The following is a 20,009-nucleotide window of genomic DNA, read 5'->3' on the forward strand; positions in this document are numbered from 1 at the left end:
GCCCGCAGGGCCTAATCCGACCTACCCAGTATCGACGCCACGTTGTCCGTACCCGGTGCGCCAAACAGCTGCTGCTTGAGTATGTGCAGCTGGTCGCGCACTTGCGCCGCTTTTTCGAACTCCAGGTTCTTGGCGTGGTCGACCATCAGTTTTTCCAGGCGCTTGATTTCCTTGCTGACCTGCTTCTCGCTCATCGATTCGAACTTGGCCGCTTCCTGCGCCACTTGCAGGGTTTCGCGCGCTTCCTGCGGGCTGTAGACGCCGTCGATCATTTCGCGGATCGATTTTTTCACGCCGATCGGGATGATGTTGTTCGCCGTATTGAAGGCGATCTGCTTGGCGCGGCGGCGTTCCGTCTCGTCGATGGCGCGGCGCATGGAGTCCGTGATGCGGTCGCCGTACAAAATCGCCGTGCCGTTCAGGTTACGCGCGGCGCGGCCGATGGTCTGGATCAGGCTGCGCTCGGAGCGCAAAAAGCCTTCCTTGTCCGCGTCGAGGATGGCGACCAGCGACACTTCCGGCAAGTCCAGGCCCTCGCGCAGCAGGTTGATCCCCACCAGCACGTCGAAGGTGCCCAGGCGCAGATCGCGCAGGATTTCCACGCGCTCCACCGTTTCGATATCGCTGTGCAGGTAGCGCACCTTGATGCCATGGTCGCCCAGGTATTCCGTCAATTGCTCGGACATGCGCTTGGTAAGCGTCGTCACCAGCACGCGTTCGTCCTTCTTGATGCGCTCGACGATTTCCGACATCAGGTCGTCCACCTGGCTGCTGGCCGGGCGCACGATGATCTGCGGGTCGACCAGGCCCGTGGGGCGCACGACCTGTTCGACCACCTGGTCGGAATGGTTCTTTTCGTATTCGGCCGGCGTGGCCGAGACGAACACGGTCTGGCGCATCTTCTGCTCGAATTCCTCGAATTTCAAGGGGCGGTTGTCGAGCGCTGACGGCAGGCGGAAGCCATAGTCGACGAGATTCGTCTTGCGCGAGCGGTCGCCGTTGTACATGGCGCTCAGCTGGCCCGTCAGCACGTGCGACTCGTCGAGGAACATCAATGCGTCGGGCGGCAGGTAGTCGACCAGGGTCGGCGGCGGCTCGCCCGGCAGCGCGCCGGACAGGTGGCGCGAGTAGTTCTCGATGCCCTTGGTGAAGCCGATTTCCGCCATCATTTCCAGGTCGAAGCGCGTGCGCTGTTCCAGCCGCTGCTCCTCGATCAGCTTATTCTCCTTGCGGAAGAACTCGAGGCGCTCGCGCAGCTCGTCCTTGATGGTTTCCACGGCGCGCAGCACGGTGGAGCGGGGCGTCACGTAGTGCGAGCCCGGGTACACGGTGAAGCGGGGGATTTTTTGGCGCACTCTGCCCGTCAGCGGGTCGAACAGCTGGATCGATTCGATCTCGTCGTCGAACATTTCCAGGCGCACGGCCAGCTCCGCATGCTCGGCGGGGAAGATGTCGATCGTATCGCCGCGCACGCGGAAGGTGCCGCGGCCGAAATCGACCTCGTTGCGCGTGTACTGCATCTGGATCAGGCGCGCGATGACGTCGCGCTGGGCGACCTTGTCTTTTACGCGCAACGTCAGGATCATCTGGTGGTATTCGTTCGGATTACCGATACCGTAGATGGCCGAGACGGTGGCGACGATGATGACGTCGCGCCGTTCCATCAGCGACTTGGTGCACGACAAACGCATCTGCTCGATATGTTCGTTGATCGACGAGTCCTTTTCGATGAACAGGTCGCGCTGCGGCACGTAGGCTTCGGGCTGGTAGTAATCGTAGTAGCTGACGAAGTATTCGACCGCGTTTTGCGGGAAGAAGTCGCGGAATTCGCTATACAGCTGCGCGGCCAGCGTCTTGTTGGGCGCAAAGACGATGGCGGGCCGGCCCATGCGCGCGATGACGTTGGCCATGGTGTAGGTCTTGCCCGAACCGGTCACGCCCAGCAGGGTCTGGAAGGCCAGTCCGTCGGCAATCCCCTCTGACAACTGGTCGATTGCCGTGGGCTGATCGCCGGCCGGAGGGAAGGGCTGGTGCAGCTTGAACGGGGAGTCCGGGAAAGAGATAATTGCGCTTTCCGCCTCGCTGGCGGTAGATAATTCGGGCATGTGAATCAGACCTTTGTTAGAATAGTGCTCTGCTGGCGGCCCTGGCGTTGTATTTTGGGGCGCTGTCTACAACTCCGCTGTGAACCTGCTTCCAATCGAATCCAATCTTATCATGACGAACCCAACTGTTTCTGCCAGTCTGTTTAGCGCCATCGAGATGGCCCCACGCGACCCGATCCTGGGCATCACCGAAGCATTTAACGCGGACCAGAATCCCGCCAAAATCAATCTGGGCGTTGGCGTCTATTATGACGACAACGGCAAAGTGCCTCTGTTAGCTTGCGTACGCAAGGCAGAAGCGATCCTGATCGAACAGGCGGCGCCACGCACCTATCTGCCGATCGAAGGCCTCGCCGCCTACGACAAGGCTGTGCAAGAACTCGTATTTGGCGCCGATAGCGCCGTAATTCAAGAGCGCCGCGCTGTTACCGTGCAAGCCATCGGCGGCACGGGCGCACTGAAGATCGGTGCCGACTTCCTGCAGCGCTTCGCGCCGGGCGCGCAAGTCTACATCAGCGACCCGAGCTGGGAAAACCACCGCGCGCTGTTCGAAAACGCCGGTTTCGTCGTGAACAACTACGCGTATTACGATGCCGCCACCCATGGCGTGAACTTCGACGGCATGCTGGCCAGCCTGAACGCCATGCCAGCCGGCTCCATCGTCGTGCTGCACGCCTGCTGCCATAACCCGACCGGCGCCGACCTGAGCGTGGCCCAGTGGGATCAGATCATCAGCGTGGTGACCTCGCGCGGCCTGGTGCCGTTCCTGGACATGGCCTACCAAGGCTTCGCCAACGGCATCGCCGAAGACGGCGCCGTGGTGCGCCGCTTTGCCGACGCGGGCGGCCCGCTGCTGGTGTCGAACTCGTTCTCGAAATCGTTCTCGCTGTACGGCGAGCGCGTGGGCGCCCTGAGCGTCGTCGCCTCGAGCGCCGACGAAGCGGCCCGTTTGCTGTCGCAGCTGAAGCGCGTCGTGCGCACCAACTACTCGAACCCGCCTACGCATGGCGGCAAGGTGGTCGCCACCGTCCTGGCCACCCCGGAACTGCGCCAGCTGTGGGAAGAGGAACTGGCCGGCATGCGCGTGCGCATCCGCGAAATGCGCAACGCCTTCGTGGAAAAACTGAAAGCCAAGGCGCCAGGCCACGACTTCGAATTCGTGCGCCAGCAAATCGGCATGTTCTCGTACTCGGGTCTCACCAAGGAGCAGGTGGCGTCGCTGCGCGAGCAATCGATCTACGCCGTCGACACGGGCCGTATCTGCGTGGCAGCATTGAACTCGCGCAATATCGACATCGTTATTGACGCGATCGCCAAAGTGCTTTAATATCTTGCTTCTTCGGCGTTGCATGCAAGTGCGGCGCTGATGGCGGTAGAAAGTCGGCGATGGCCGTGTTTGTGAAGATGCAGTATCAGTCTTGCAAATATGAAACAAGCGACATATAATATTGCCTCTTTTCCCTGATAGCTCAGTTGGTAGAGCGACGGACTGTTAATCCGCAGGTCCCTGGTTCGAGTCCAGGTCGGGGAGCCAGAATTCGAAAGGCCACGTTGAAAAACGTGGCCTTTTTTGTTTTTGCGCCGCTGGTGCATAGCTTGGGCCAAGATAAGATTTCCCCTTTGGAAATCTGGACAGCGCCAGGTTTGGCCTATATAATACGGCCTCTTTTCCCTGATAGCTCAGTTGGTAGAGCGACGGACTGTTAATCCGCAGGTCCCTGGTTCGAGTCCAGGTCGGGGAGCCAGAACACGTAGTAGCAGAAAGCCCAGCCTTCACCGGCTGGGCTTTCTGCATTTCAGCGTGTCGCGATTGGCGCGGGCAGGGTCCCGATGATCGATCGCTGGAATTTTTCCGGTTCGTCCTGGTGTATCTGGTGTCCCGACTGTTCAAATACAAACAGCCCCTTCCTTGGCGCTTGCAGCTGCTCAAAATAGTCTTGCGTGATGCGGGTGGAGGTCTGGATGTCGTTCTTGCCAACGAAGAAATAGACCGGGCAGTCGACTTTCTTCAAGGTCTTCGGCAAATCGATATGCATGACTTCGTTCCATACGGGCGACCAGGCTTTGGACCATTGCAGAAAGCCGGTCTTGAAGCCATCGCTGGTGGCGAATGTTTTCCCCTCTTTATGGAAAAGCCATTTGCGCAGGTAAAACAGGTCTTCATCCCGTTGAAAGGGGATCTGTACCTGCGCCAGTTCTTGGCTGGCGACGACATCGTCCCGGAAATGCGTCTGCAAATTAAGCAGCAATGCCTTTTCGCTGGCCAGCTGACTGATGACGGGATTGACGGCGAAATACGCGTGCAGCAGTTCCGGATGCTGTTCGACGATATGAAAACCCAGCACATTGCCCCAGGAACTGCCCAGCAAGTATATTTTTTCCTGCTTGAGCTCTTTTTGAAGAAATGTGATGACCTGATACGTGTCCTGCTCCATCTGCGCGACGGATGGCTGGCTTGGCGACGGATTGAGTGTCAGGGTTTTTCCCGCATCGCGCTGATCCCATTGGACCAGCGTAAATCTGTTTTTCAGGATGGCCGTAAAGGCATCCGCGTTCTTCATCATCGAACTTCCCGGCCCGCCCGATAAAAAGAGCAGAACAGGTTTTTTTGAGTCATCTGTCTTGATTTCCACATACTGCTTGATGCCGCCAATGTCGGGAGTCAGCAGCGCGTCGATGGCAAGCGCTTGCGCTTTGCAGGCATACAATGGCATCAGGGTGAGGAATAGCACTGTTAATAGCTTTGTCATGGTTTGATATGGATGGTTGCCTGGGGGTATGGGGTGTCCATGGGGGATATTATCCGAATAGCATGTTGCATATAGAAAATATGTGCGGCGTGGCCGGCCGCTGCCTGTGTGCTTTTTCGTTTTGCGCTATCCTGAATGCAACCCCATAGGAGATCCGCCACCATGACCTGTTCAATTCCGTTGCGCCATATCGTCCTGTGTGATTTTCTCGAGGACATCACACCGGCCAAGCATGCCGAGCTGGTCTATGAATTTTCCCAGCTTAAACACCGCATTCCCGGCGTGCTGCAATTCGAATGGGGGCCGAACGTCAGCCCGGAAGGCCTCGACGACGGCTTTACCGATTGCTTCACCTTGACCTTCGATGGCGCCATCGCGCGCGACCTGTACCTGGCCCATCCTGCCCACTTGGCCTTTGTCGATCTGCTCAAGCCATGGCTGGGAAGGGTGCTGGTGTTTGACTATCAGCCACGGGAAAATCCGGGTTGAATGGCGATACGCGTAATTTTTTCAGCGTAAATCTGGACAACTGAAAATTTGCCCTATAGAATGCGGCCTCTTTTCCCTGATAGCTCAGTTGGTAGAGCGACGGACTGTTAATCCGCAGGTCCCTGGTTCGAGTCCAGGTCGGGGAGCCAGAACATCAGCAGTATCGAAAAGCCCAGCCTTCACGGTTGGGCTTTTTGCATTGCCGCCATTGTTTTCGTGACATTTCACGCAGATTTGCCGAAAAGCATCTGTCATACTGGTATTGCACGTTTGCTGCCTGTGGATGAAAACAACCTTTCCTATGAAGAATCTCTGCGCCCTGGTGTTGATGCTGGCCGCCGGCACGGCCTACGCGCCCCTTGCCGGCAGTCAGGGGCGCCAGCCGGCATCCGAAGCAAAGGTCAAGCAGCAGATCATCGCCGAGTCGATTGCCGCCTATCCGGGCCGCTGCCCCTGTCCCTACAATGCCGCCAAGAATGGCAGCGCTTGCGGAGGACGCAGCGCATGGAGCCGGAAGGGCGGTTACGCTCCCATCTGCTATGAACGCGAAATCAGCAGCGAGATGGTGCGCAAGTGGCGCGAGGACAATGCCGCCGCGTTGTGACTATTGCCCCGTGCGCAGCGCTTCCAGCGCCAGATAACTTGGTTGCACTTGCGCGGCGATGGCGGCCAGGCCGCTTGCCGCGGCCACTGGCGGGTCGCCGTGGTAGGCCGTGCCGTATTTCGCATGCACGCCGCCCCGCGCGCGCATCGCTTGCAACTGTGCCGGCGTGGGTGTGATGCCCAGGCGGGTCAATACATCGCTGAACACGATATCTGGCAATTGCTTGTAATGAATTAACTGCAGCTGGCCGGCCGCCGCATGGGGCAGGGCCGCGTCGAACAGGCTGGCCAGCACGAGGCCCGCATAGCCATCGATATCGCCGGGCGCCAGCTGCTGCATGGGCAGCGGCAGCTGTGCCGGGTGCAGCATGCCGGGCACCATTTGCGGGCCGCGCTGGCGCTGGTGCGAGGCCAGCACGGCTTGCGGTTCGCGGTACAGGAACAGGCAGGGCGTATCGGGAAACGCCTGGCGCAGCAAGGTCAGGTTGTGGATGTGCCAGCAATCGAACTTGACGAAGAAGTGCGTCTCCTCGCCCGTGCGGCGCTGGCCCAGGGCCAGGATGGCTTGGCGCAGCAGCGCGATGCCATCGCTGCCCGCCATGCCATCGTGATGCAGACGCAGCAGCGAGTCGATGATGGTTGGCTCGGACAGCACCACGCATTGCGGCAAGGTCGCCAGCAATTGCGTCAGCAGGGTCGAGCCGCAGCGCGAGACGTGGAAGATGAAGGCGTCGGGCGCCAGGCAATCGCCGAGCGTGGCCAGCGCCGCCAGCGGCGTGCGGCAGACGCGGCGCTCCTCATGCGGCTGGCGCGCGAGGGTGTTGACAAAGAATGGTTCGCTGAACGGCTGCCGGCCCAGGTCGCGCCAGCAGAGCGACACCTCTCCCGTTTGCGCGTCGCGCTGCGCAAAGAGTGGATACCAGTGGTGCATGTCCATGCCCGCATGCCAAGAAACAATATTGCCCCTGGCCAGCAAGCCTTCCTGCTGGGTCAGGCCATGCGGGGCGTTCACGGCGCACTCCCGTCAGCCAGGGCAGACAGTTGGCTGGCCAGCGCCAGGCTGGCCGGCGAGGGCGACAGCCGCAGCTGGGCGATGACGGCCCGCACATTGCCATCGTTGATGCTGGGGTCGCCATATTTATGGGCCGCTTTCGGCACGAAGCCGGCCGAGGCGAACAGCGCTTCGAGCCAGGCATTGGTGATGCAGTCGAGCACGAGATGGATGCGCGGCGCCGCGCCCTGGTTGTGCACCGCGTGCAGGCAGCTGGCGTCCATGTACCAGGCGTGGCCGGCCGTGAAGTGCACGTTCTCGCCGTCGATGCTGAACAGCACTTGGGGCGAAGTGTGGATGGGGATGTGGATGCGGATCAAGCCATCGGCCAGCGAGGTGCCGGCGTCGCGGTGCGCGCGGATGATGGCGCCCGGCGCCAGAGCCATCAGGCGTGCGGCGCGGATATCGCAGGCGAAGCTGGCGAGCACCTCGCGCAGGCAGGGGCAGCGCGCCAGTTGCGGCGTGCCGGCATAGGCGGCGCCGTCGACGGGCATGATGTCGCCGGCTGCTCCGCCGGCCGAACGCAGCGGTAAGCAGCTCCAGCCCTGGTCGTAGGCGCCCGTATTGAAATGGCTGATCCACTCGCCGGCGGCGAACTGGTCGCTGTCGCCTTGCATGCGCGCCACGTCAAAGCGCAGCGGCAGTCGCAGCCAGGTGCTGGGCGGAGTCGGCGCCGCCACTATGACGCGCTCCATTCCAGTTGTTCCTGGACGTCGTTTTCCCCGCGCAATCGAAAGCCCAGCCGCTGGTACAGCGCGCGCGCGGCGGTGTTGCTTTTGTTGACGGCAAGGCGGAGCCGGCATTGCTGGGCGCCCGCTTGCGCCTGCAGGCCGCGCAGCACGGCGCTGCCGGCGCCCTGGCCTTGCGCGGCGGGCAGGATGGCGATGTCGACCAGGTGCAGCACCTGATCATGGCGGTCCAGCACCAGGCGCCCGATGGGCGTGTCGCCGTGCTGCAGCACCAGGTACATGGCCTGCGGATACGCTTGCCGGTAACCGTGGCTTTGCATGCGCTGCTGCATGGCGATCAGCTGCTCGATGACGGCGGAATCGGCCGGCATCTGGCGCAAGTCGTCGCGCGTGGAGCTGTACAGCGCGGCGGCAAAGCCATCGTCATCGTCGCGCTGGACGCGCAACTGGTAGGGGGCGGAAAGCGGCAGGTCGTGCATCGGTGCTCCGGTAGGTGGTGGCGATGGCGGCAAATGCGCACGCGTTTATTTATTTGCTATGCTGCCAATTTTTCCCTGTACTTGCAATCATTTCAAGGAAGCCGCCATGCATTGTGTCTGTATCCCGTCTTTCCAGTGGAGCCGCGCATGAATCCGGCACGGGCGGAACTGGCCGCTATTGCGGCCGCGCTGTGCGATCCGCAGCGTTCGCTGGCCAGCCTGGTCGGCGAAACGGTGCAGCTGCGCCAGCTTGTCGAGCGCCATTCGCGCCTGACCATGGACGGGCAGGATGGCTTGCGCGATGGCGAAAGTTTCCTGCCCAGCGGCTGGGCCATCTCGCCCGTGCAGGCGGGATTGTGCGCGCGCGAGCCCTACCGCAGCGCCGCCTTCATCCAGGGCCTGGCGCAGGCCGTGCGCGAGCGGCTGGCCGTGAGCGGCGGGCAGCCCGTGCGCGTGCTGTATGCGGGCTGCGGCCCGTTTGCGCTGCTGGCCCTGCCGGTGATGGCCGTGCTGGACGCCAGCCAGGTGCAGTTTGCCATCCTCGAAGTGCATGCGGAAACCCTGGACTATGCGCGCGAGCTGATCGCAGCCCTGGACCTCGATAGCCACGTCGCCGAGTATATCTGCGCCGACGCGGCCGCCTACCGCATGCCTGCCGGCGCCATGCCGGACGTGATCGTCAGCGAAACCATGAATACGGCGCTGGGCAAGGAGCCGCAGGTGGCCATCCTGCGCAATCTGCACGCGCAAGCGCCCGCGGCGGCGCTGCTGCCGGCAGCCGTCACCGTGCACCTGGGCCTGGACCGGCGCAGCCCTGGCGAGCCGTGCACGGACTGGGGCCGCGTGTTTGCGCTCGACGCGGAGGCCTTGCGCGCCTGGCGGCATGAACAGGGCGACAGCCTGCCCGCCGCCAGCATCCGCCTGCCTGACGTGCTGGAGCAGGCGCCGCGCTTGCTGACGCGCATCCGCGTGCATGGCGACATCATCCTGGGCGACCATGAGTGCAGCCTGAACCTGCCCCTGCCTTTGCCGGGCAAGCCTAACCTGGCTGGCGGCAGCGTGCTTGATTTTCGCTACCGACTGGGCGGCCAGCCGGGCCTGGAATTTCGCCTGCGCTTGCCTCGGACCGGGCAGGGCGGGCGCATGTAGCAATGCTCCATTGGCAAACAATTTATTTATGTAGGATAATATGGAACCGGTTCCATCTATGCGCAAATGCAATGTAGCGCAATCATCGAAGTCAATAAAACAACAAGTCTTGCGGGAGTCTCATGAACCATCCAGGCACTGAACCATCTGCAACATCCGTTTCATCCCTTCCCCGCATCAGCCGCCGCCACGCCCTGATCGGCCTGGCCGCCTTGCTGGCGCAGGCCGGTTTCTGGAGCAATCCACTGTCTGCCGCCCAGGCGCCGGCCAGCGCGCCGGCGACCGGACTGGCGCCCGCCACCATGCTGTTCTACACCTTGTCGCAAACGATCACGGGCCACCGCGACTTGTCCGCCGCGACGGCGGCGCGCATCGAACAAGCCATGCGTACCAACGTGCCCGGTTTCGCCGACCGTTTGCCGCAGCTGGGCGCGCTGCTCGTCACGGGCCAGGAAGCGAAAGTCCTGCTGGCGGCCGCCACCGCCGCCGATGCGAGTCTGCGCGAGCTGGCGCTGGCCATCGTTGCCGCCTGGTACACGGGCACCGTCGCCGGCAATGCGGCGCAAGGGACGAAGTCCATCGTCGTCGCCTACGCCGAGGCCTTGATGTACCGCACGGTGGCCGATGGCCAGGTCGTGCCGACCTATTGCAATTACGGCCCCCTGTGGTGGCTGAAGGCGCCGCCGGCCGTGCGCGTTTCCGCACCCGTGGAACCGAAACCCGTACCGGCCCCGGCCACTACCGGCACTCCCGAACCGAAAGGCAAGCAAGCAAAATGAAATCACCCCAATTCAAGAGTAATGGCGACGTCGTCGCCGATGTCGTCATCGTCGGCACGGGCGTCGTCGGCGCCATGATGGCCGACCAGCTGGCCGCGCAAGGCCATTCCGTGATCATGCTGGAAGCGGGCCTGCGCATCGAGCGTGGCCAGGCCGTGGAAAACTGGCGCAACATGCCGTTCGAAAACCGCGTCGGTTCCGACTTCCAGGGCCTGTATCCGCAAGCGGAAAATGCGCCCGCGCCGCTGTACTTCCCGAAGAATAACTACGTGGAAGTGTCCGGCCCAAATGGCAGCAGTTTCCAGCAGGGCTATCTGCGCACGGTAGGCGGCACGACCTGGCATTGGGCGGCGTCGTGCTGGCGCCACTTGCCGTCCGACATGCGCATGAAAAGCGATTACGGGGTAGGGCGCGACTGGGCCATTTCCTACGATGAGCTGGAACCGTACTATTGCCGCGCCGAGCAGGAAATGGGCGTGGCCGGCCCCAACGATCCGGCGCTGCAGTCGCCGAGCGAGCGCAGCGCGCCTTACCCGATGGACATGGTGCCCTGGGGCTATGGCGACAAGCGCTTCGCCGAAGTGGTCAATCCGCACGGCTACCGTTCCGTGCCGATTCCGCAAGGCCGTTCGACGCGCCCATGGCAGGGCCGTCCCACCTGCTGCGGCAACAACAATTGCCAGCCGATCTGCCCCATCGGCGCCATGTACAACGGCATCCACCACGTGGAACGGGCCGAGCTGAAGGGCGCGGGCGTGCTGGCCGAGGCCGTCGTCTATCGCATCGACACGGACCACAACAACCGCGTGACGGCCGTGCACTGGTATGACGCCAAGAAACAGTCGCATATGGCGACGGGCAAGGCTTTCGTGATTGCCTGCAACGGTATCGAGACGCCGCGTTTGCTGCTGCTGGCGGCAAATCAAAACAATCCGAACGGCATCGCCAACAGTTCGGACCAGGTGGGCCGCAACATGATGGACCACTCGGGTTTCCACTGTACCTTCCTCGCCAATGAACCGATCTGGACGGGCCGTGGCCCCGCGCAAAGCAGCTGCCTGGTGGGCCCGCGCGACGGCGCCTTCCGTGCGCAATATTCGGCCAACAAGATGATCCTCAATAACATCACGCGTGTCGGACCGGCTACCCAGCAGTCGTTGAAGCTGGGCCTGGTGGGCAAGGATCTCGACGACGAGATCCGCCGCCGCGCCGCGTTTGGCGTGGACTTGTCGATCAGCCTGGAACCGCTGCCCGAAGCGCATAACCGTTTGACCTTGAGCAAGACGCGCAAGGATCCGCTGGGCCTGGCCTGTCCCGACATTTACTATGACGTGGGCGATTACGTGCGCGATGGCGCGAAGGCCGCGCATGCGCAGCTCAAGCACATCGGCAAGCTGTTCGGCGCCGTGGAATTCCATATCACCGACAGCCTGAACGCGAATAACCACATCATGGGCGGCGTCATCATGGGTTCGAATCGTCTTGACTCCGTGGTCGATGGCAATTGCCGCGCCCACGATCACGCCAATCTGTGGCTGCCCGGCGGCGGCGCCATGCCGTCGGCCAGCGTCGTCAACACCACCCTCAGCATGGCCGCGCTCGGTTTGCGCGCGGCCGACGACATCGCCCGTACCCTGGCAAGGGAGGCCGCATGATGCGCCGTTTATTGCTGAGCCTGACCCTGGCGGCCGGCTTGCCGCTGGCCGCGCATGCTTTGCCGCCTGTGCCGCCGGCGCCGCCCGTCACTCTGACGCCGGACCGCCCGGCCGCGCCTGTCGCCGCCAAGCCCGATGCGCGTCTGGAGCGGGGCCGCTACCTGGCCATCGCCGCCGACTGCATGGCGTGCCATACGGCAGCGGGCGGCAAGCCGTATGCGGGCGGCTACGCCATCGATTCGCCGCTGGGCACGATTTACGCGACGAATATCACGCCGTCGAAAAAAGGCGGCATCGGCCACTACACGGAAGCCGATTTTGCGCGCGCCCTGCGTGCAGGCGTGCGCGCCGATGGCAGCCACCTGTATCCGGCCATGCCCTACACCAGCTATGCGCAGCTGACGGATGCGGACGTGGGCGACCTGTATTACTACTTCATGCAGGCCGTCAAGCCCGTCGACGAGCCGGCGCGCCAGACGGCGTTGCCGTTCCCGTTCAATGTGCGCTTGTCCATGCTGGGCTGGAATACCTTATTCCTCGACAATAAGCGCTTCGTGCCGGACGCAACGAAGAGCGCGCAGATCAACCGCGGCGCCTACTTGGCTGAAGGCCTGGCGCACTGCAGCGCCTGCCACACGCCGCGCAACGCGCTGATGGCGGAAATCGGCAGCCAGACCCTGGCCGGCGCGTCGCTCGGTTCCTGGCATGCGCCCAACATCACGTCCGACAAGGTCAGCGGCATTGGCGCGTGGACGGATGCGGAAATCGCCGCCTACCTGAAGACGGGCCACGTGGAAGGCAAGGGGCAGGCGGCGGGCGGCATGGCCGAAGCCATCCAGAACAGTCTGCAATTTTTGCGCGACGATGACGTGGCCGCCATCGTGGCGTACTTGCGCACGGTGCCGCCCGTGCGCGCACCGGGCCAGACCAAGGCTGCCTTCAGCCACGGCAGCGCCGCCAGCGAAGAACCGCTGCTGCGCGGCATGGCCAGTTCCACCGAGCACCATTCGCTCAATAGCGGCGCCGTGCTGTTTTCCGGCTACTGCGCCAGCTGCCATTCGGCCAGCGGCGCGGGCAGCACGGGACAAAGCTATCCAGCGCTGTTCAACAACACGGCGACGGGCGGCAACACGCCGGCCAACCTGGTCTCGGCCATCTTGTTTGGCGTCGAGCGCAAGATCGAAGGGGAAGAGCACGAAGCGTTCATGCCCCGTTTCGACCAGCGCTCCTACGTGCAGCCCTTGACGGACGAGCAGATCGCGTTGATCGCCAATTACGTGCTGAAGCAGTACGGCAACCCGGACGTGTCCGTCACGCCGGCCTACGTGGCGCAGGCACGCAACGGTGGCGAGAAACCCGTGCTGGCGCGGGCGCAACCGTTCATGCTGCCAGGCGGCATCGTGGGAATCCTCCTGCTGATCGCGCTGTTTGTCTGGCTGCGCCGGCGCCGTCAGCGCAGAGAGTGAACGCTGAAACGGCGGCGAATATGAACGTTGGGCGCAACTTGCAGTAAAATGCAGGCTGAAAAATGGTTACGAGCAATCGTAGCCATTTTTTATTCTGGCCCGATCCTGGCGGGTGTCTTCGCCTTATTTGAAAATTGACAATGTCACATTCCCTGCATCACCAATTTCTACGTTTCGCCGCCGTCGGCGCTTCCGGCACGGCCGTGCAATACAGCGTGTTGTGGGGCGGCGTGGAGTGGGCCGGCATCAGCGCCGCCGCCGCGTCCGGCATCGGTTACATCATGGGTTCCGTCGTTAACTACCTTCTCAATTACTTTTTCACGTTCAAGAGCGACAAGGGCCATGGCGAGGCGGCCAGCAAGTATTTCACCTTGCTGGGCATCGGCTGGTGCATCAATACGGGCCTGATGTGGCTGCTGGTGCACCAGATGGGCTGGTATTACTGGCTGGCGCAGGTGCTGGCGACGGGCATCGGGCTGGTCTGGAATTTCGCAGGCAGCCGCTGGTGGGCCTTCAAGCCGGCCGGCGCAGCGACCAAGTAACTAGTTATTGCAAGAAAAAAATGCGCTAGGCCAAGACCTGGCGCGCGGTTTTACCAAAACAAGGGGTTAATCATGCAGTTCCTGGAACGCTATTTCAAACTGAAGGACAACGGGACCAATGTGCGCACGGAGCTGCTGGCCGGCCTGACCACGTTCCTGACGATGGCCTACATCATCTTCGTCAACCCGTCCATCCTCGGCGACGCGGGCATGCCGAAAGACTCCGTCTTTGTCGCCACCTGCCTGGCGGCCGCCATCGGCACGCTGATCATGGGCTTGTACGCGAACTACCCGATCGCGCTGGCGCCGGGCATGGGCTTGAATGCGTACTTCTCGTACACGGTGGTCAAAGGCATGGGCATGAGCTGGGAAGTGGCGCTGGGCGCCGTTTTCATTTCCGGCTGCCTGTTCATCCTGGTCAGTCTGTTCAAGATACGCGAGATGATCATCAACAGCATCCCGCCCGCGCTGCGCACGGCCATCACCGTCGGTATCGGCTTGTTCCTGGCGATCATTTCCCTGAAAAGCGCCGGCGTGGTGGTGTCGAACCCGGCCACCATCATCGCGCTGGGCGACTTGCACCAGGTGGCGCCCATCCTGGCCATCCTCGGCTTTTTCATCATCGTTGCGCTGGACCGCCTGAAAGTGCCGGGCGCCATCCTGATCGGCATCCTCGCCATCACGATTGCCAGCTTCTTCTTTGGCGGCAACCAGTTCAACGGCATCGTCTCGGCGCCGCCCGCCATCGAGCCGACCTTGTTCAAGCTCGACATCATGGGCGCGCTGTCGATCGGCATCGTCAACGTGGTGCTGGTATTTTTCCTGGTCGAATTGTTCGATGCGACGGGCACCCTGATGGGCGTGGCCAACCGTGCCGGTTTATTAAAAGACGGCAAGATGGAACGCATGAACAAGGCCTTGCTGGCCGATAGCACGGCGATTGCCGCCGGCGCTTGCCTGGGCACGTCGAGCACGACGGCCTTCGTGGAAAGCGCTGCCGGCGTGCAAGCGGGTGGCCGCACGGGCTTGACGGCCGTGGCCGTCGCGCTGCTGTTCCTGGGCAGCCTGTTCTTCGCCCCGCTGGCGCACACGGTGCCGCCATACGCGACGGCCCCAGCGCTGCTGTATGTGGCGTGCTTGATGCTGCGCGAACTGACCTTCATCGACTGGGATGACAGCACGGAAAGCATTCCTGCCGCCATCACGGCACTGATGATGCCATTTACCTATTCGGTGGCCAGCGGCGTCGCGTTCGGCTTCATCACCTATGCCGTATTGAAACTGTTGACGGGCAAGGGCAAGCAGGTGTCGGTGGTGGCCTACATCATTGCCGCCATCTTCCTGTTCAAGTTTATCTATCTGGGCGAATAGCGGTTTTTTCGTCGCATGTGACATGTAAAAGGCCTCCCGTGCATCCGCATCGGCGGCCTTTTTTGATGGCGCGGCTTACATCAGCAGGGCCGCCACCAGGTCTTTTTTTGCCTCGCCGGCGCTGCCGTCGAAGCGCAGGGCCGCTTCCACGTGCGCCAGGTGCTCGACCATCAGGCGCGCCGCCAGGTCCGCGTCGCCGCTGCGCGCCGCCTCGAGAAAGCGGCCGTGCTCGTCGCACGAGCAAGCGGCGGCGTGGCCCGACTGGTACAGCATGGTGATGAGCGAACTGCGGCCCACCAGTTCGCGCACGATATCGCCCAGCACGGCGTTGCCGGCGATATCGGCCAGCAAGACGTGGAAGTCGCCCAGCAGTTGCGAGCGCAGCGGCGTCGCTTGCGCCAGCGCCTGGCGTTCCGCTTTCAGATGCCGCTCCAGCATCCTGTAGTCGGCAGGCTTGGCCCGCGCGACGAATTCGCGCGCCAGGGCTGCTTCGATGATGCGCCGCGCGGCAAAGATGTCGCGCGCCTCCGCTTCAGTCGGCTGGCTGACGAAGGCGCCCTTGTCGGGCACCATGCGGATGAGTTTGCCTTTCGAGAGACTCAGCAGGGCGGCGCGGATCTTGGTGCGGCTGACGCCGTACAGCCGGCACAGCGCTTCTTCGCGCAGCCGCGTGCCGGGCGGCAATTGGCGCGCCATGATGGCGGCCGCGATATGCTCGGCAATTGCCGCCGAGCTGTCGCCGCTGCCGGCTTTGTCCACCAGGGTTGCGCTTGATTCTGTCATGTCGGGTGAGAGCAGTAAGCCAGGGGCAAGGCGAGCCTTGCAAGCGCATGTCCGCGCGGCGGCGTGGTTGACGCTCCGCTGACGGCATGCCGTTGTGCGCCTTGCGTGTCGGCAAGGCCTGGCTATTCTACTATCTTGCGTGGCGCCGCGCAGACGGGCGCAGCCAGCCGGCGAGGCTTGCTCCCTGGCAGCGTGTTTTGCTGACCATGCAGCAACAACTGGACATGGGAAATTTTGACGTATATAATTCGGCCTCCTTTCCCTGATAGCTCAGTTGGTAGAGCGACGGACTGTTAATCCGCAGGTCCCTGGTTCGAGTCCAGGTCGGGGAGCCAGAACAAGCAGCAGCAAAAGGCCACGTGGCAACACGTGGCCTTTTTTGTCATGCGCGCATGGTTTCCATCCACGCTTGTCATCCCGTCAGTGCATCGACGGCATGCGCAGTGTTTCCCGGATCAGGGATCGACAAACACGTCGAAACGCACCTTGAGCGGGCTGCCCCACGAGATATCGACCCAGGCGCGGAAACCGCCGTTATACGGCGCGATGTTGTACACGGCCATGCGGGCTGAGCCGATGAAACGGTCCTGCGGAGTCGCGCCATACTCGCTGATGTTGAGCAATACGCGCGAATTGGCTTTCACGTTGGCATTGGCGAAGTTGACCGAGGGATGCACGCCATTGGCCGTCCACGTGTAGTAGGTGGTGAAGGCGGCGGCGCTCAGGTTCAAGTCCTGTGCGGCCGCGCCTTTTGCGGCCTGGCCTTCCTGTTCCATCGGCGCATCGGTTTCTTCCAGTGCCAGGTTGCTGCCGGTGCGGTGTTCTACTTTCATTTCCATGATGTACTCCTGATCGATAGTTTGGACGCCGCGCCTGTCGTCGTGCGGCAAGACGCCCTATCTGTGTTGCCGTGACGGCCAGTGTCACGTCCTGGCTGATAAGGTAGCCGCCTGCTCCATGCTGTTGGAGTAATTCATTCTAGGCGTACACAGAGTGAGAAAGCGCGCCGGGCGGCCGGAAAAGCGGCGCTCGCTTGTGCTGGCGCAAACACCTTGCGGGCAAGGGGCAAGATCTTTTCCAGCAGGCTATTTTTACGGGGGCGCCACGCATGCCGCGCAGGACAATGGCACAATAGGCCCAGCCGACCTGCCGATACGGAACCCGTTGCGAGCCTAGCCCATGCCGATACTGAACCTGAGTGCCGAAACCGATATCTATTACGAATTGATCGAAGGCGACCCCGCCAAGCCCTGCCTGGTATTCCTGCACGAGGGACTCGGTTGCTGTGCGATGTGGAAAGATTTTCCCGCGCAGCTATGCCAGGCCACGGGCTGTCGCGGCTTGCTGTACGACCGTCACGGCTATGGGCAATCGTCGCCGCTGACGGCGCGCCGCCAGCTCCATTATTTGCACGACTACGCGTTGTGCGAGCTGCCGCAAGTGCTGGCGGCACTGCTGCCGGGACAGGATCATTTTCTCGTCGGCCACTCCGATGGTGGCAGCATCGCCCTGATCTATGCGGCGCAGCAGCCGCCGCGCTTGCGCGGCATCATCACCGAGGCGGCGCACGTGTTTGTCGAAAGCATCACGCTCGATGGCATCCGCGTGGCGGACGCGGCGTTTGGCGCGGGCAAGCTGCGTGCGCTGGCGAAATACCATGGCGACAAGACAGAGAGCATCTTCAAGGCCTGGTCGGACACTTGGCTCAGCTATGGCTTCCAGTTCTGGAACATCGAATACCTGCTGCCCTCCGTCGAATGCCCTGCGCTGGTGGTACAGGGCAGCGAAGACCAGTACGGCAGCGCGGCCCAGGTTGACACCATCGTGGCGCAGGCGCTCAACGCCATGCCCGCCATGGTGGAGCAGTGCGGCCATACGCCGCACCAGGAGCAGCCGCAAGCGTTGCTGGCGCTGATGGAAGGTTTTTTGCAAGGCCGTATGGACGCGGCTACTCACCCGAGAAACACATGATAGACCACCTCGATCACCTGGTATTGACGACCCGCGACAAGGCGGCCTGCATCGATTTTTATACGCGCGTGCTGGGCATGCAGATCGAAACGTTTGGCGCCGGCCGCCACGCCTTCAAGTTTGGCGCGCAAAAAATCAATCTGCATGAGGCCGGCAAGGAATTCCTGCCCAAGGCGGACTTGCCCACGCCCGGCTCGCTGGACCTGTGCTTCATCGCCGCCGTACCGCTGGACGTCTTCATCGCCCACCTGGCGGCGCTGGGGATTGCCATCGAGGAAGGGCCGGTGGCCCGCACGGGCGCCAATTGGCCCATCCGCTCCATCTATCTGCGCGACCCGGACCGCAACCTGATCGAAGTGTCCGAGCGCGCCTGACGTTCACCCAGGCATTCAATGGCAGGCGGGATCACTGTCCCAGCGGCCCGAACAGATGCGCGAACGGCACAGCATGCCTTCGATCAGGCCCAGCTGCTGACAGCGCTGCAACAGTTCCGCCGTTTCCTCTTCCTGTTTGCGCAGCACCACATCGCGTACGGGCTTTGCTGGGCCTTCCTGCCGGTGCGCATGGGCCACCATCGCCGTCAGCAAGGCAACGTCGCTGTCGCCAGGCGCGGCAGCCGGCCTCGTCCCCTGAGGACGCGCCGCCGCCTGGCGCACGGGTGGCGGCCTCTTGGGTGACACGCTCACGGCTGCCACCTCGGGCAAGGGCGGTCCTGCCGTATTGACGATGGTGGCGGCCTGCTCCGTGTGCGGCAGCAGCGTTGGCGCCGGCATTGCGGGCGGCGCCATGGCCTTGGCGGGTACCGGCGGCAGGGGCAAGACGTCCGTGTCGTAAGCGAGCACGGTCGTGAGCAGCACCGCCAGTCCCAGCGCGCCAGCGGCCCCGTGCCGCCAGCCGGGGCGCCAGCGCAGGGCCGGCTTGGCCGCAGGCGCGGCGACGCCGTGTTCGAGCTGCGACAGGATGCCTTGGCCATCGATGCACGCGCCAGCCGCGCCGGCCTTGCCCAGCAGGTCAGGACCGCGCGCCTGGCCATCCCCGGTTTTCAGTAAAGACAAAATATCACCTCCGCAGTGGATCAAACTCGACTGACCTTGATGTAAACCGCGCTCATGCGGGCCGCGGACGCCTACGATCTAGCGATACCGCCGAGCAATGGATTGCCCGGCCCCGCCGATTCCCGTCACGGAGCGCCCCATGTTCGTTGCCCTGGTCCTGATGTATTTCCTGCTGGCCTGTCTTGCCTGCTGGCTGCTGCTGTTTCCCGGCGGCCGCGCCATCGTGCTGCACACGCTCGTCAACCTGGGCTGGCGCATGCAGCGGCGCGCGCAAGGGCTGCAGCGGGGTGGCGGCGCGCAGTGGCAGCGCATGCAACGGCACACGGGCTCGGGCATGGCGCGCGCCTGGCAACTGCTGTGGCTGCATCGCTGGCTGAGCCTGGCAGGCAGCGTGCTGGTCATCGTGCCGCCGCTGCTGGCCTGGCTGTCCAGCGACCGCATCGCCCTGCGCGGCTATGCCGATCAGCAACACGTCATCAATGACCAGGTCAGCGACTTGCTGAAAGGCGAGCAGCTGGTGCCGCCTTTGACCCTGCCGCCGCTGCTGTTTTCCACGGCGGAAGTAACGCAGCTGCGCCCGCTGCTGGGCGGCGCCAGCCGCAACTGGCAATTGCTCGACCACGATTTCGCGCAGCGTTTGCTGCTGGTCTTCAAGATCATGAAAGACGTGCATGGCTACGACATGGTTTTGCTGGAAGGCTACCGCAGTCCCGCGCGCCAGGATCAATTGGCGGCGGCCGGCCCGAACGTGACGAACGCGAGGGCGTTTCAAAGCTATCACCAGTATGGCCTGGCGGCCGATTGCGCATTCATGCATGAAGGAAAGCTCATCATTTCTGAAAAAAATGCCTGGGCCATGCGCGGCTACCGTTTATATGGCGTGACGGCCGAATCGGTGGGCCTGCGCTGGGGCGGGCGCTGGACCATGATGGATTTCGGCCACACGGAATTGCCGCAACCGCGCGTGCTGGGCAAGTAAGCCGCGCCAGCCATTCTAGCGCCGGGCATCGGCCCGAATTTCACAGCTGCAAGTTTGCTTGCGTAGCATCAATGGCCTGCCGGGGCCTGCCGC

At 62.8% G+C, this 20,009-nt stretch carries 20 protein-coding genes and 4 tRNA genes; 16 read left to right on the forward strand and 8 right to left on the reverse strand.

Annotated elements, in window-relative coordinates; genetic code table 11:
* Positions 1–11 precede the first annotated feature (11 nt).
* Positions 12–2,105, reverse strand: coding sequence for an excinuclease ABC subunit UvrB (uvrB, locus tag ASN89_RS27525; protein WP_046685690.1), 2,094 nt, complete (start codon positions 2,103–2,105; stop codon positions 12–14).
* A gap of 112 nt (positions 2,106–2,217) precedes the next feature.
* On the opposite strand from uvrB, the gene ASN89_RS27530 reads away from it, so the two are divergent.
* The 3 genes from ASN89_RS27530 (at position 2,218) to ASN89_RS27540 (ending at position 3,850) form a co-directional block, all read left to right on the forward strand.
* On the forward strand, positions 2,218–3,432 hold the full coding sequence (locus ASN89_RS27530) for an aromatic amino acid transaminase (protein WP_185982127.1): 1,215 nt from the start codon (positions 2,218–2,220) through the stop codon (positions 3,430–3,432).
* A 131-nt stretch (positions 3,433–3,563) separates the two neighbouring features.
* Positions 3,564–3,639, forward strand: a tRNA-Asn gene (locus tag ASN89_RS27535).
* A 135-nt stretch (positions 3,640–3,774) separates the two neighbouring features.
* Positions 3,775–3,850, forward strand: a tRNA-Asn gene (locus tag ASN89_RS27540).
* A gap of 51 nt (positions 3,851–3,901) precedes the next feature.
* Here ASN89_RS27540 and ASN89_RS27545 read toward each other — a convergent pair.
* Positions 3,902–4,855: an alpha/beta fold hydrolase gene (locus ASN89_RS27545; RefSeq protein ID WP_058051433.1), complete on the reverse strand. Its 954-nt coding sequence runs from the start codon at positions 4,853–4,855 to the stop codon at positions 3,902–3,904.
* A gap of 162 nt (positions 4,856–5,017) precedes the next feature.
* On the opposite strand from ASN89_RS27545, the gene ASN89_RS27550 reads away from it, so the two are divergent.
* The 3 genes from ASN89_RS27550 to ASN89_RS27560 all read left to right on the forward strand — a co-directional run bounded on the left by ASN89_RS27550 (position 5,018) and on the right by ASN89_RS27560 (position 5,948).
* Positions 5,018–5,344 carry a Dabb family protein gene (locus ASN89_RS27550; protein WP_058051434.1) on the forward strand — a complete coding sequence of 109 codons (327 nt, stop codon included), beginning with the start codon at positions 5,018–5,020 and terminating at the stop codon, positions 5,342–5,344.
* Between the two features lie 73 nt (positions 5,345–5,417).
* A tRNA-Asn gene (locus ASN89_RS27555) sits at positions 5,418–5,493 on the forward strand.
* 152 nt (positions 5,494–5,645) lie between these two features.
* Positions 5,646–5,948, forward strand: coding sequence for a hypothetical protein (locus tag ASN89_RS27560; protein WP_200899260.1), 303 nt, complete (start codon positions 5,646–5,648; stop codon positions 5,946–5,948).
* Here the strand turns inward: ASN89_RS27560 and ASN89_RS27565 are convergent, their stop codons facing one another.
* From ASN89_RS27565 to ASN89_RS27575, 3 genes are read right to left on the reverse strand one after another with little or no spacing between them, the layout of a single operon-like run.
* Positions 5,949–6,959 carry a hypothetical protein gene (locus ASN89_RS27565; protein ID WP_058051435.1) on the reverse strand — a complete coding sequence of 337 codons (1,011 nt, stop codon included), beginning with the start codon at positions 6,957–6,959 and terminating at the stop codon, positions 5,949–5,951.
* Positions 6,956–7,693 carry an aspartyl/asparaginyl beta-hydroxylase domain-containing protein gene (locus ASN89_RS27570; RefSeq protein WP_058051436.1) on the reverse strand — a complete coding sequence of 246 codons (738 nt, stop codon included), beginning with the start codon at positions 7,691–7,693 and terminating at the stop codon, positions 6,956–6,958. Before ASN89_RS27570 ends, ASN89_RS27565 begins: the two co-directional genes overlap by 4 nt.
* Positions 7,678–8,166, reverse strand: a complete 489-nt coding sequence (locus tag ASN89_RS27575; RefSeq protein WP_058051437.1) for a GNAT family N-acetyltransferase — start codon at positions 8,164–8,166, stop codon at positions 7,678–7,680. Before ASN89_RS27575 ends, ASN89_RS27570 begins: the two co-directional genes overlap by 16 nt.
* A 147-nt stretch (positions 8,167–8,313) precedes the next feature.
* Here ASN89_RS27575 and ASN89_RS27580 point away from each other — a divergent pair, with 147 nt between their 5' ends.
* From ASN89_RS27580 to ASN89_RS27605, 6 genes are all read left to right on the forward strand, one after another.
* Positions 8,314–9,315: a hypothetical protein gene (locus ASN89_RS27580; RefSeq protein WP_152988721.1), complete on the forward strand. Its 1,002-nt coding sequence runs from the start codon at positions 8,314–8,316 to the stop codon at positions 9,313–9,315.
* 122 nt (positions 9,316–9,437) lie between these two features.
* The gene (locus tag ASN89_RS27585; RefSeq protein ID WP_058051439.1) at positions 9,438–10,094 is read left to right on the forward strand and encodes a sugar dehydrogenase complex small subunit; all 657 of its coding nucleotides are present in this window, start codon (positions 9,438–9,440) and stop codon (positions 10,092–10,094) included.
* Positions 10,091–11,749, forward strand: a complete 1,659-nt coding sequence (locus ASN89_RS27590; protein ID WP_058051440.1) for a GMC family oxidoreductase — start codon at positions 10,091–10,093, stop codon at positions 11,747–11,749. The genes ASN89_RS27585 and ASN89_RS27590 overlap by 4 nt, the downstream gene beginning before the upstream one ends.
* Entirely contained in the window at positions 11,746–13,215 is a 1,470-nt protein-coding gene (locus tag ASN89_RS27595) for a c-type cytochrome (protein ID WP_235502107.1), read from the forward strand. Before ASN89_RS27590 ends, ASN89_RS27595 begins: the two co-directional genes overlap by 4 nt.
* A 140-nt stretch (positions 13,216–13,355) precedes the next feature.
* On the forward strand, positions 13,356–13,757 hold the full coding sequence (locus ASN89_RS27600; protein ID WP_046685682.1) for a GtrA family protein: 402 nt from the start codon (positions 13,356–13,358) through the stop codon (positions 13,755–13,757).
* A gap of 72 nt (positions 13,758–13,829) precedes the next feature.
* Positions 13,830–15,128, forward strand: a complete 1,299-nt coding sequence (locus tag ASN89_RS27605; RefSeq protein ID WP_058051441.1) for an NCS2 family permease — start codon at positions 13,830–13,832, stop codon at positions 15,126–15,128.
* A gap of 75 nt (positions 15,129–15,203) precedes the next feature.
* Here the strand turns inward: ASN89_RS27605 and ASN89_RS27610 are convergent, their stop codons facing one another.
* Positions 15,204–15,911: a GntR family transcriptional regulator gene (locus ASN89_RS27610; protein WP_058051442.1), complete on the reverse strand. Its 708-nt coding sequence runs from the start codon at positions 15,909–15,911 to the stop codon at positions 15,204–15,206.
* A 259-nt stretch (positions 15,912–16,170) separates the two neighbouring features.
* On the opposite strand from ASN89_RS27610, the gene ASN89_RS27615 reads away from it, so the two are divergent.
* A tRNA-Asn gene (locus tag ASN89_RS27615) sits at positions 16,171–16,246 on the forward strand.
* A 120-nt stretch (positions 16,247–16,366) separates the two neighbouring features.
* Here ASN89_RS27615 and ASN89_RS27620 read toward each other — a convergent pair.
* Complete coding sequence (locus ASN89_RS27620) at positions 16,367–16,750, reverse strand: hypothetical protein (RefSeq protein WP_235432999.1); 384 nt, start codon at positions 16,748–16,750, stop codon at positions 16,367–16,369.
* Between the two features lie 340 nt (positions 16,751–17,090).
* On the opposite strand from ASN89_RS27620, the gene ASN89_RS27625 reads away from it, so the two are divergent.
* Positions 17,091–17,882: an alpha/beta fold hydrolase gene (locus ASN89_RS27625; protein WP_058051443.1), complete on the forward strand. Its 792-nt coding sequence runs from the start codon at positions 17,091–17,093 to the stop codon at positions 17,880–17,882.
* The gene (locus ASN89_RS27630; RefSeq protein ID WP_046685678.1) at positions 17,879–18,256 is read left to right on the forward strand and encodes a VOC family protein; all 378 of its coding nucleotides are present in this window, start codon (positions 17,879–17,881) and stop codon (positions 18,254–18,256) included. Before ASN89_RS27625 ends, ASN89_RS27630 begins: the two co-directional genes overlap by 4 nt.
* A 15-nt stretch (positions 18,257–18,271) precedes the next feature.
* Here the strand turns inward: ASN89_RS27630 and ASN89_RS29230 are convergent, their stop codons facing one another.
* Positions 18,272–18,937, reverse strand: coding sequence for a hypothetical protein (locus tag ASN89_RS29230; protein WP_058051444.1), 666 nt, complete (start codon positions 18,935–18,937; stop codon positions 18,272–18,274).
* A gap of 139 nt (positions 18,938–19,076) precedes the next feature.
* Between ASN89_RS29230 and ASN89_RS27640 the strand changes: the two genes are divergently transcribed.
* A complete protein-coding gene (locus ASN89_RS27640) occupies positions 19,077–19,916 on the forward strand; it encodes a M15 family metallopeptidase (RefSeq protein WP_058051445.1) in 840 nt (279 codons plus the stop codon).
* Positions 19,917–20,009: the final 93 nt, after the last annotated feature.

The sequence above is a fragment of the Janthinobacterium sp. Ant5-2-1 genome, from assembly GCF_001445815.1.
Lineage (GTDB): Bacteria > Pseudomonadota > Gammaproteobacteria > Burkholderiales > Burkholderiaceae_D > Janthinobacterium > Janthinobacterium lividum_E.

What these genes read in the sequence shown, in the direction of transcription:
- ASN89_RS27560 (WP_200899260.1), top strand. Translation starts at nt 5,646, where the DNA reads ATGAAGAATCTCTGCGCCCTGGTGTTGATGCTGGCCGCCGGCACGGCC.
- ASN89_RS27600 (WP_046685682.1), top strand. Translation starts at nt 13,356, where the DNA reads ATGTCACATTCCCTGCATCACCAATTTCTACGTTTCGCCGCCGTCGGC.
- ASN89_RS27530 (WP_185982127.1), top strand. Translation starts at nt 2,218, where the DNA reads ATGACGAACCCAACTGTTTCTGCCAGTCTGTTTAGCGCCATCGAGATG.
- ASN89_RS27545 (WP_058051433.1), bottom strand. Translation starts at nt 4,855, where the DNA reads ATGACAAAGCTATTAACAGTGCTATTCCTCACCCTGATGCCATTGTAT.
- ASN89_RS27570 (WP_058051436.1), bottom strand. Translation starts at nt 7,693, where the DNA reads ATGGAGCGCGTCATAGTGGCGGCGCCGACTCCGCCCAGCACCTGGCTG.
- ASN89_RS27580 (WP_152988721.1), top strand. Translation starts at nt 8,314, where the DNA reads ATGAATCCGGCACGGGCGGAACTGGCCGCTATTGCGGCCGCGCTGTGC.
- ASN89_RS27610 (WP_058051442.1), bottom strand. Translation starts at nt 15,911, where the DNA reads ATGACAGAATCAAGCGCAACCCTGGTGGACAAAGCCGGCAGCGGCGAC.
- ASN89_RS27595 (WP_235502107.1), top strand. Translation starts at nt 11,746, where the DNA reads ATGATGCGCCGTTTATTGCTGAGCCTGACCCTGGCGGCCGGCTTGCCG.
- uvrB (WP_046685690.1), bottom strand. Translation starts at nt 2,105, where the DNA reads ATGCCCGAATTATCTACCGCCAGCGAGGCGGAAAGCGCAATTATCTCT.
- ASN89_RS27575 (WP_058051437.1), bottom strand. Translation starts at nt 8,166, where the DNA reads ATGCACGACCTGCCGCTTTCCGCCCCCTACCAGTTGCGCGTCCAGCGC.
- ASN89_RS27585 (WP_058051439.1), top strand. Translation starts at nt 9,438, where the DNA reads ATGAACCATCCAGGCACTGAACCATCTGCAACATCCGTTTCATCCCTT.
- ASN89_RS27590 (WP_058051440.1), top strand. Translation starts at nt 10,091, where the DNA reads ATGAAATCACCCCAATTCAAGAGTAATGGCGACGTCGTCGCCGATGTC.
- ASN89_RS27640 (WP_058051445.1), top strand. Translation starts at nt 19,077, where the DNA reads ATGTTCGTTGCCCTGGTCCTGATGTATTTCCTGCTGGCCTGTCTTGCC.
- ASN89_RS27550 (WP_058051434.1), top strand. Translation starts at nt 5,018, where the DNA reads ATGACCTGTTCAATTCCGTTGCGCCATATCGTCCTGTGTGATTTTCTC.
- ASN89_RS27625 (WP_058051443.1), top strand. Translation starts at nt 17,091, where the DNA reads ATGCCGATACTGAACCTGAGTGCCGAAACCGATATCTATTACGAATTG.
- ASN89_RS27630 (WP_046685678.1), top strand. Translation starts at nt 17,879, where the DNA reads ATGATAGACCACCTCGATCACCTGGTATTGACGACCCGCGACAAGGCG.
- ASN89_RS27620 (WP_235432999.1), bottom strand. Translation starts at nt 16,750, where the DNA reads ATGGAAATGAAAGTAGAACACCGCACCGGCAGCAACCTGGCACTGGAA.
- ASN89_RS27605 (WP_058051441.1), top strand. Translation starts at nt 13,830, where the DNA reads ATGCAGTTCCTGGAACGCTATTTCAAACTGAAGGACAACGGGACCAAT.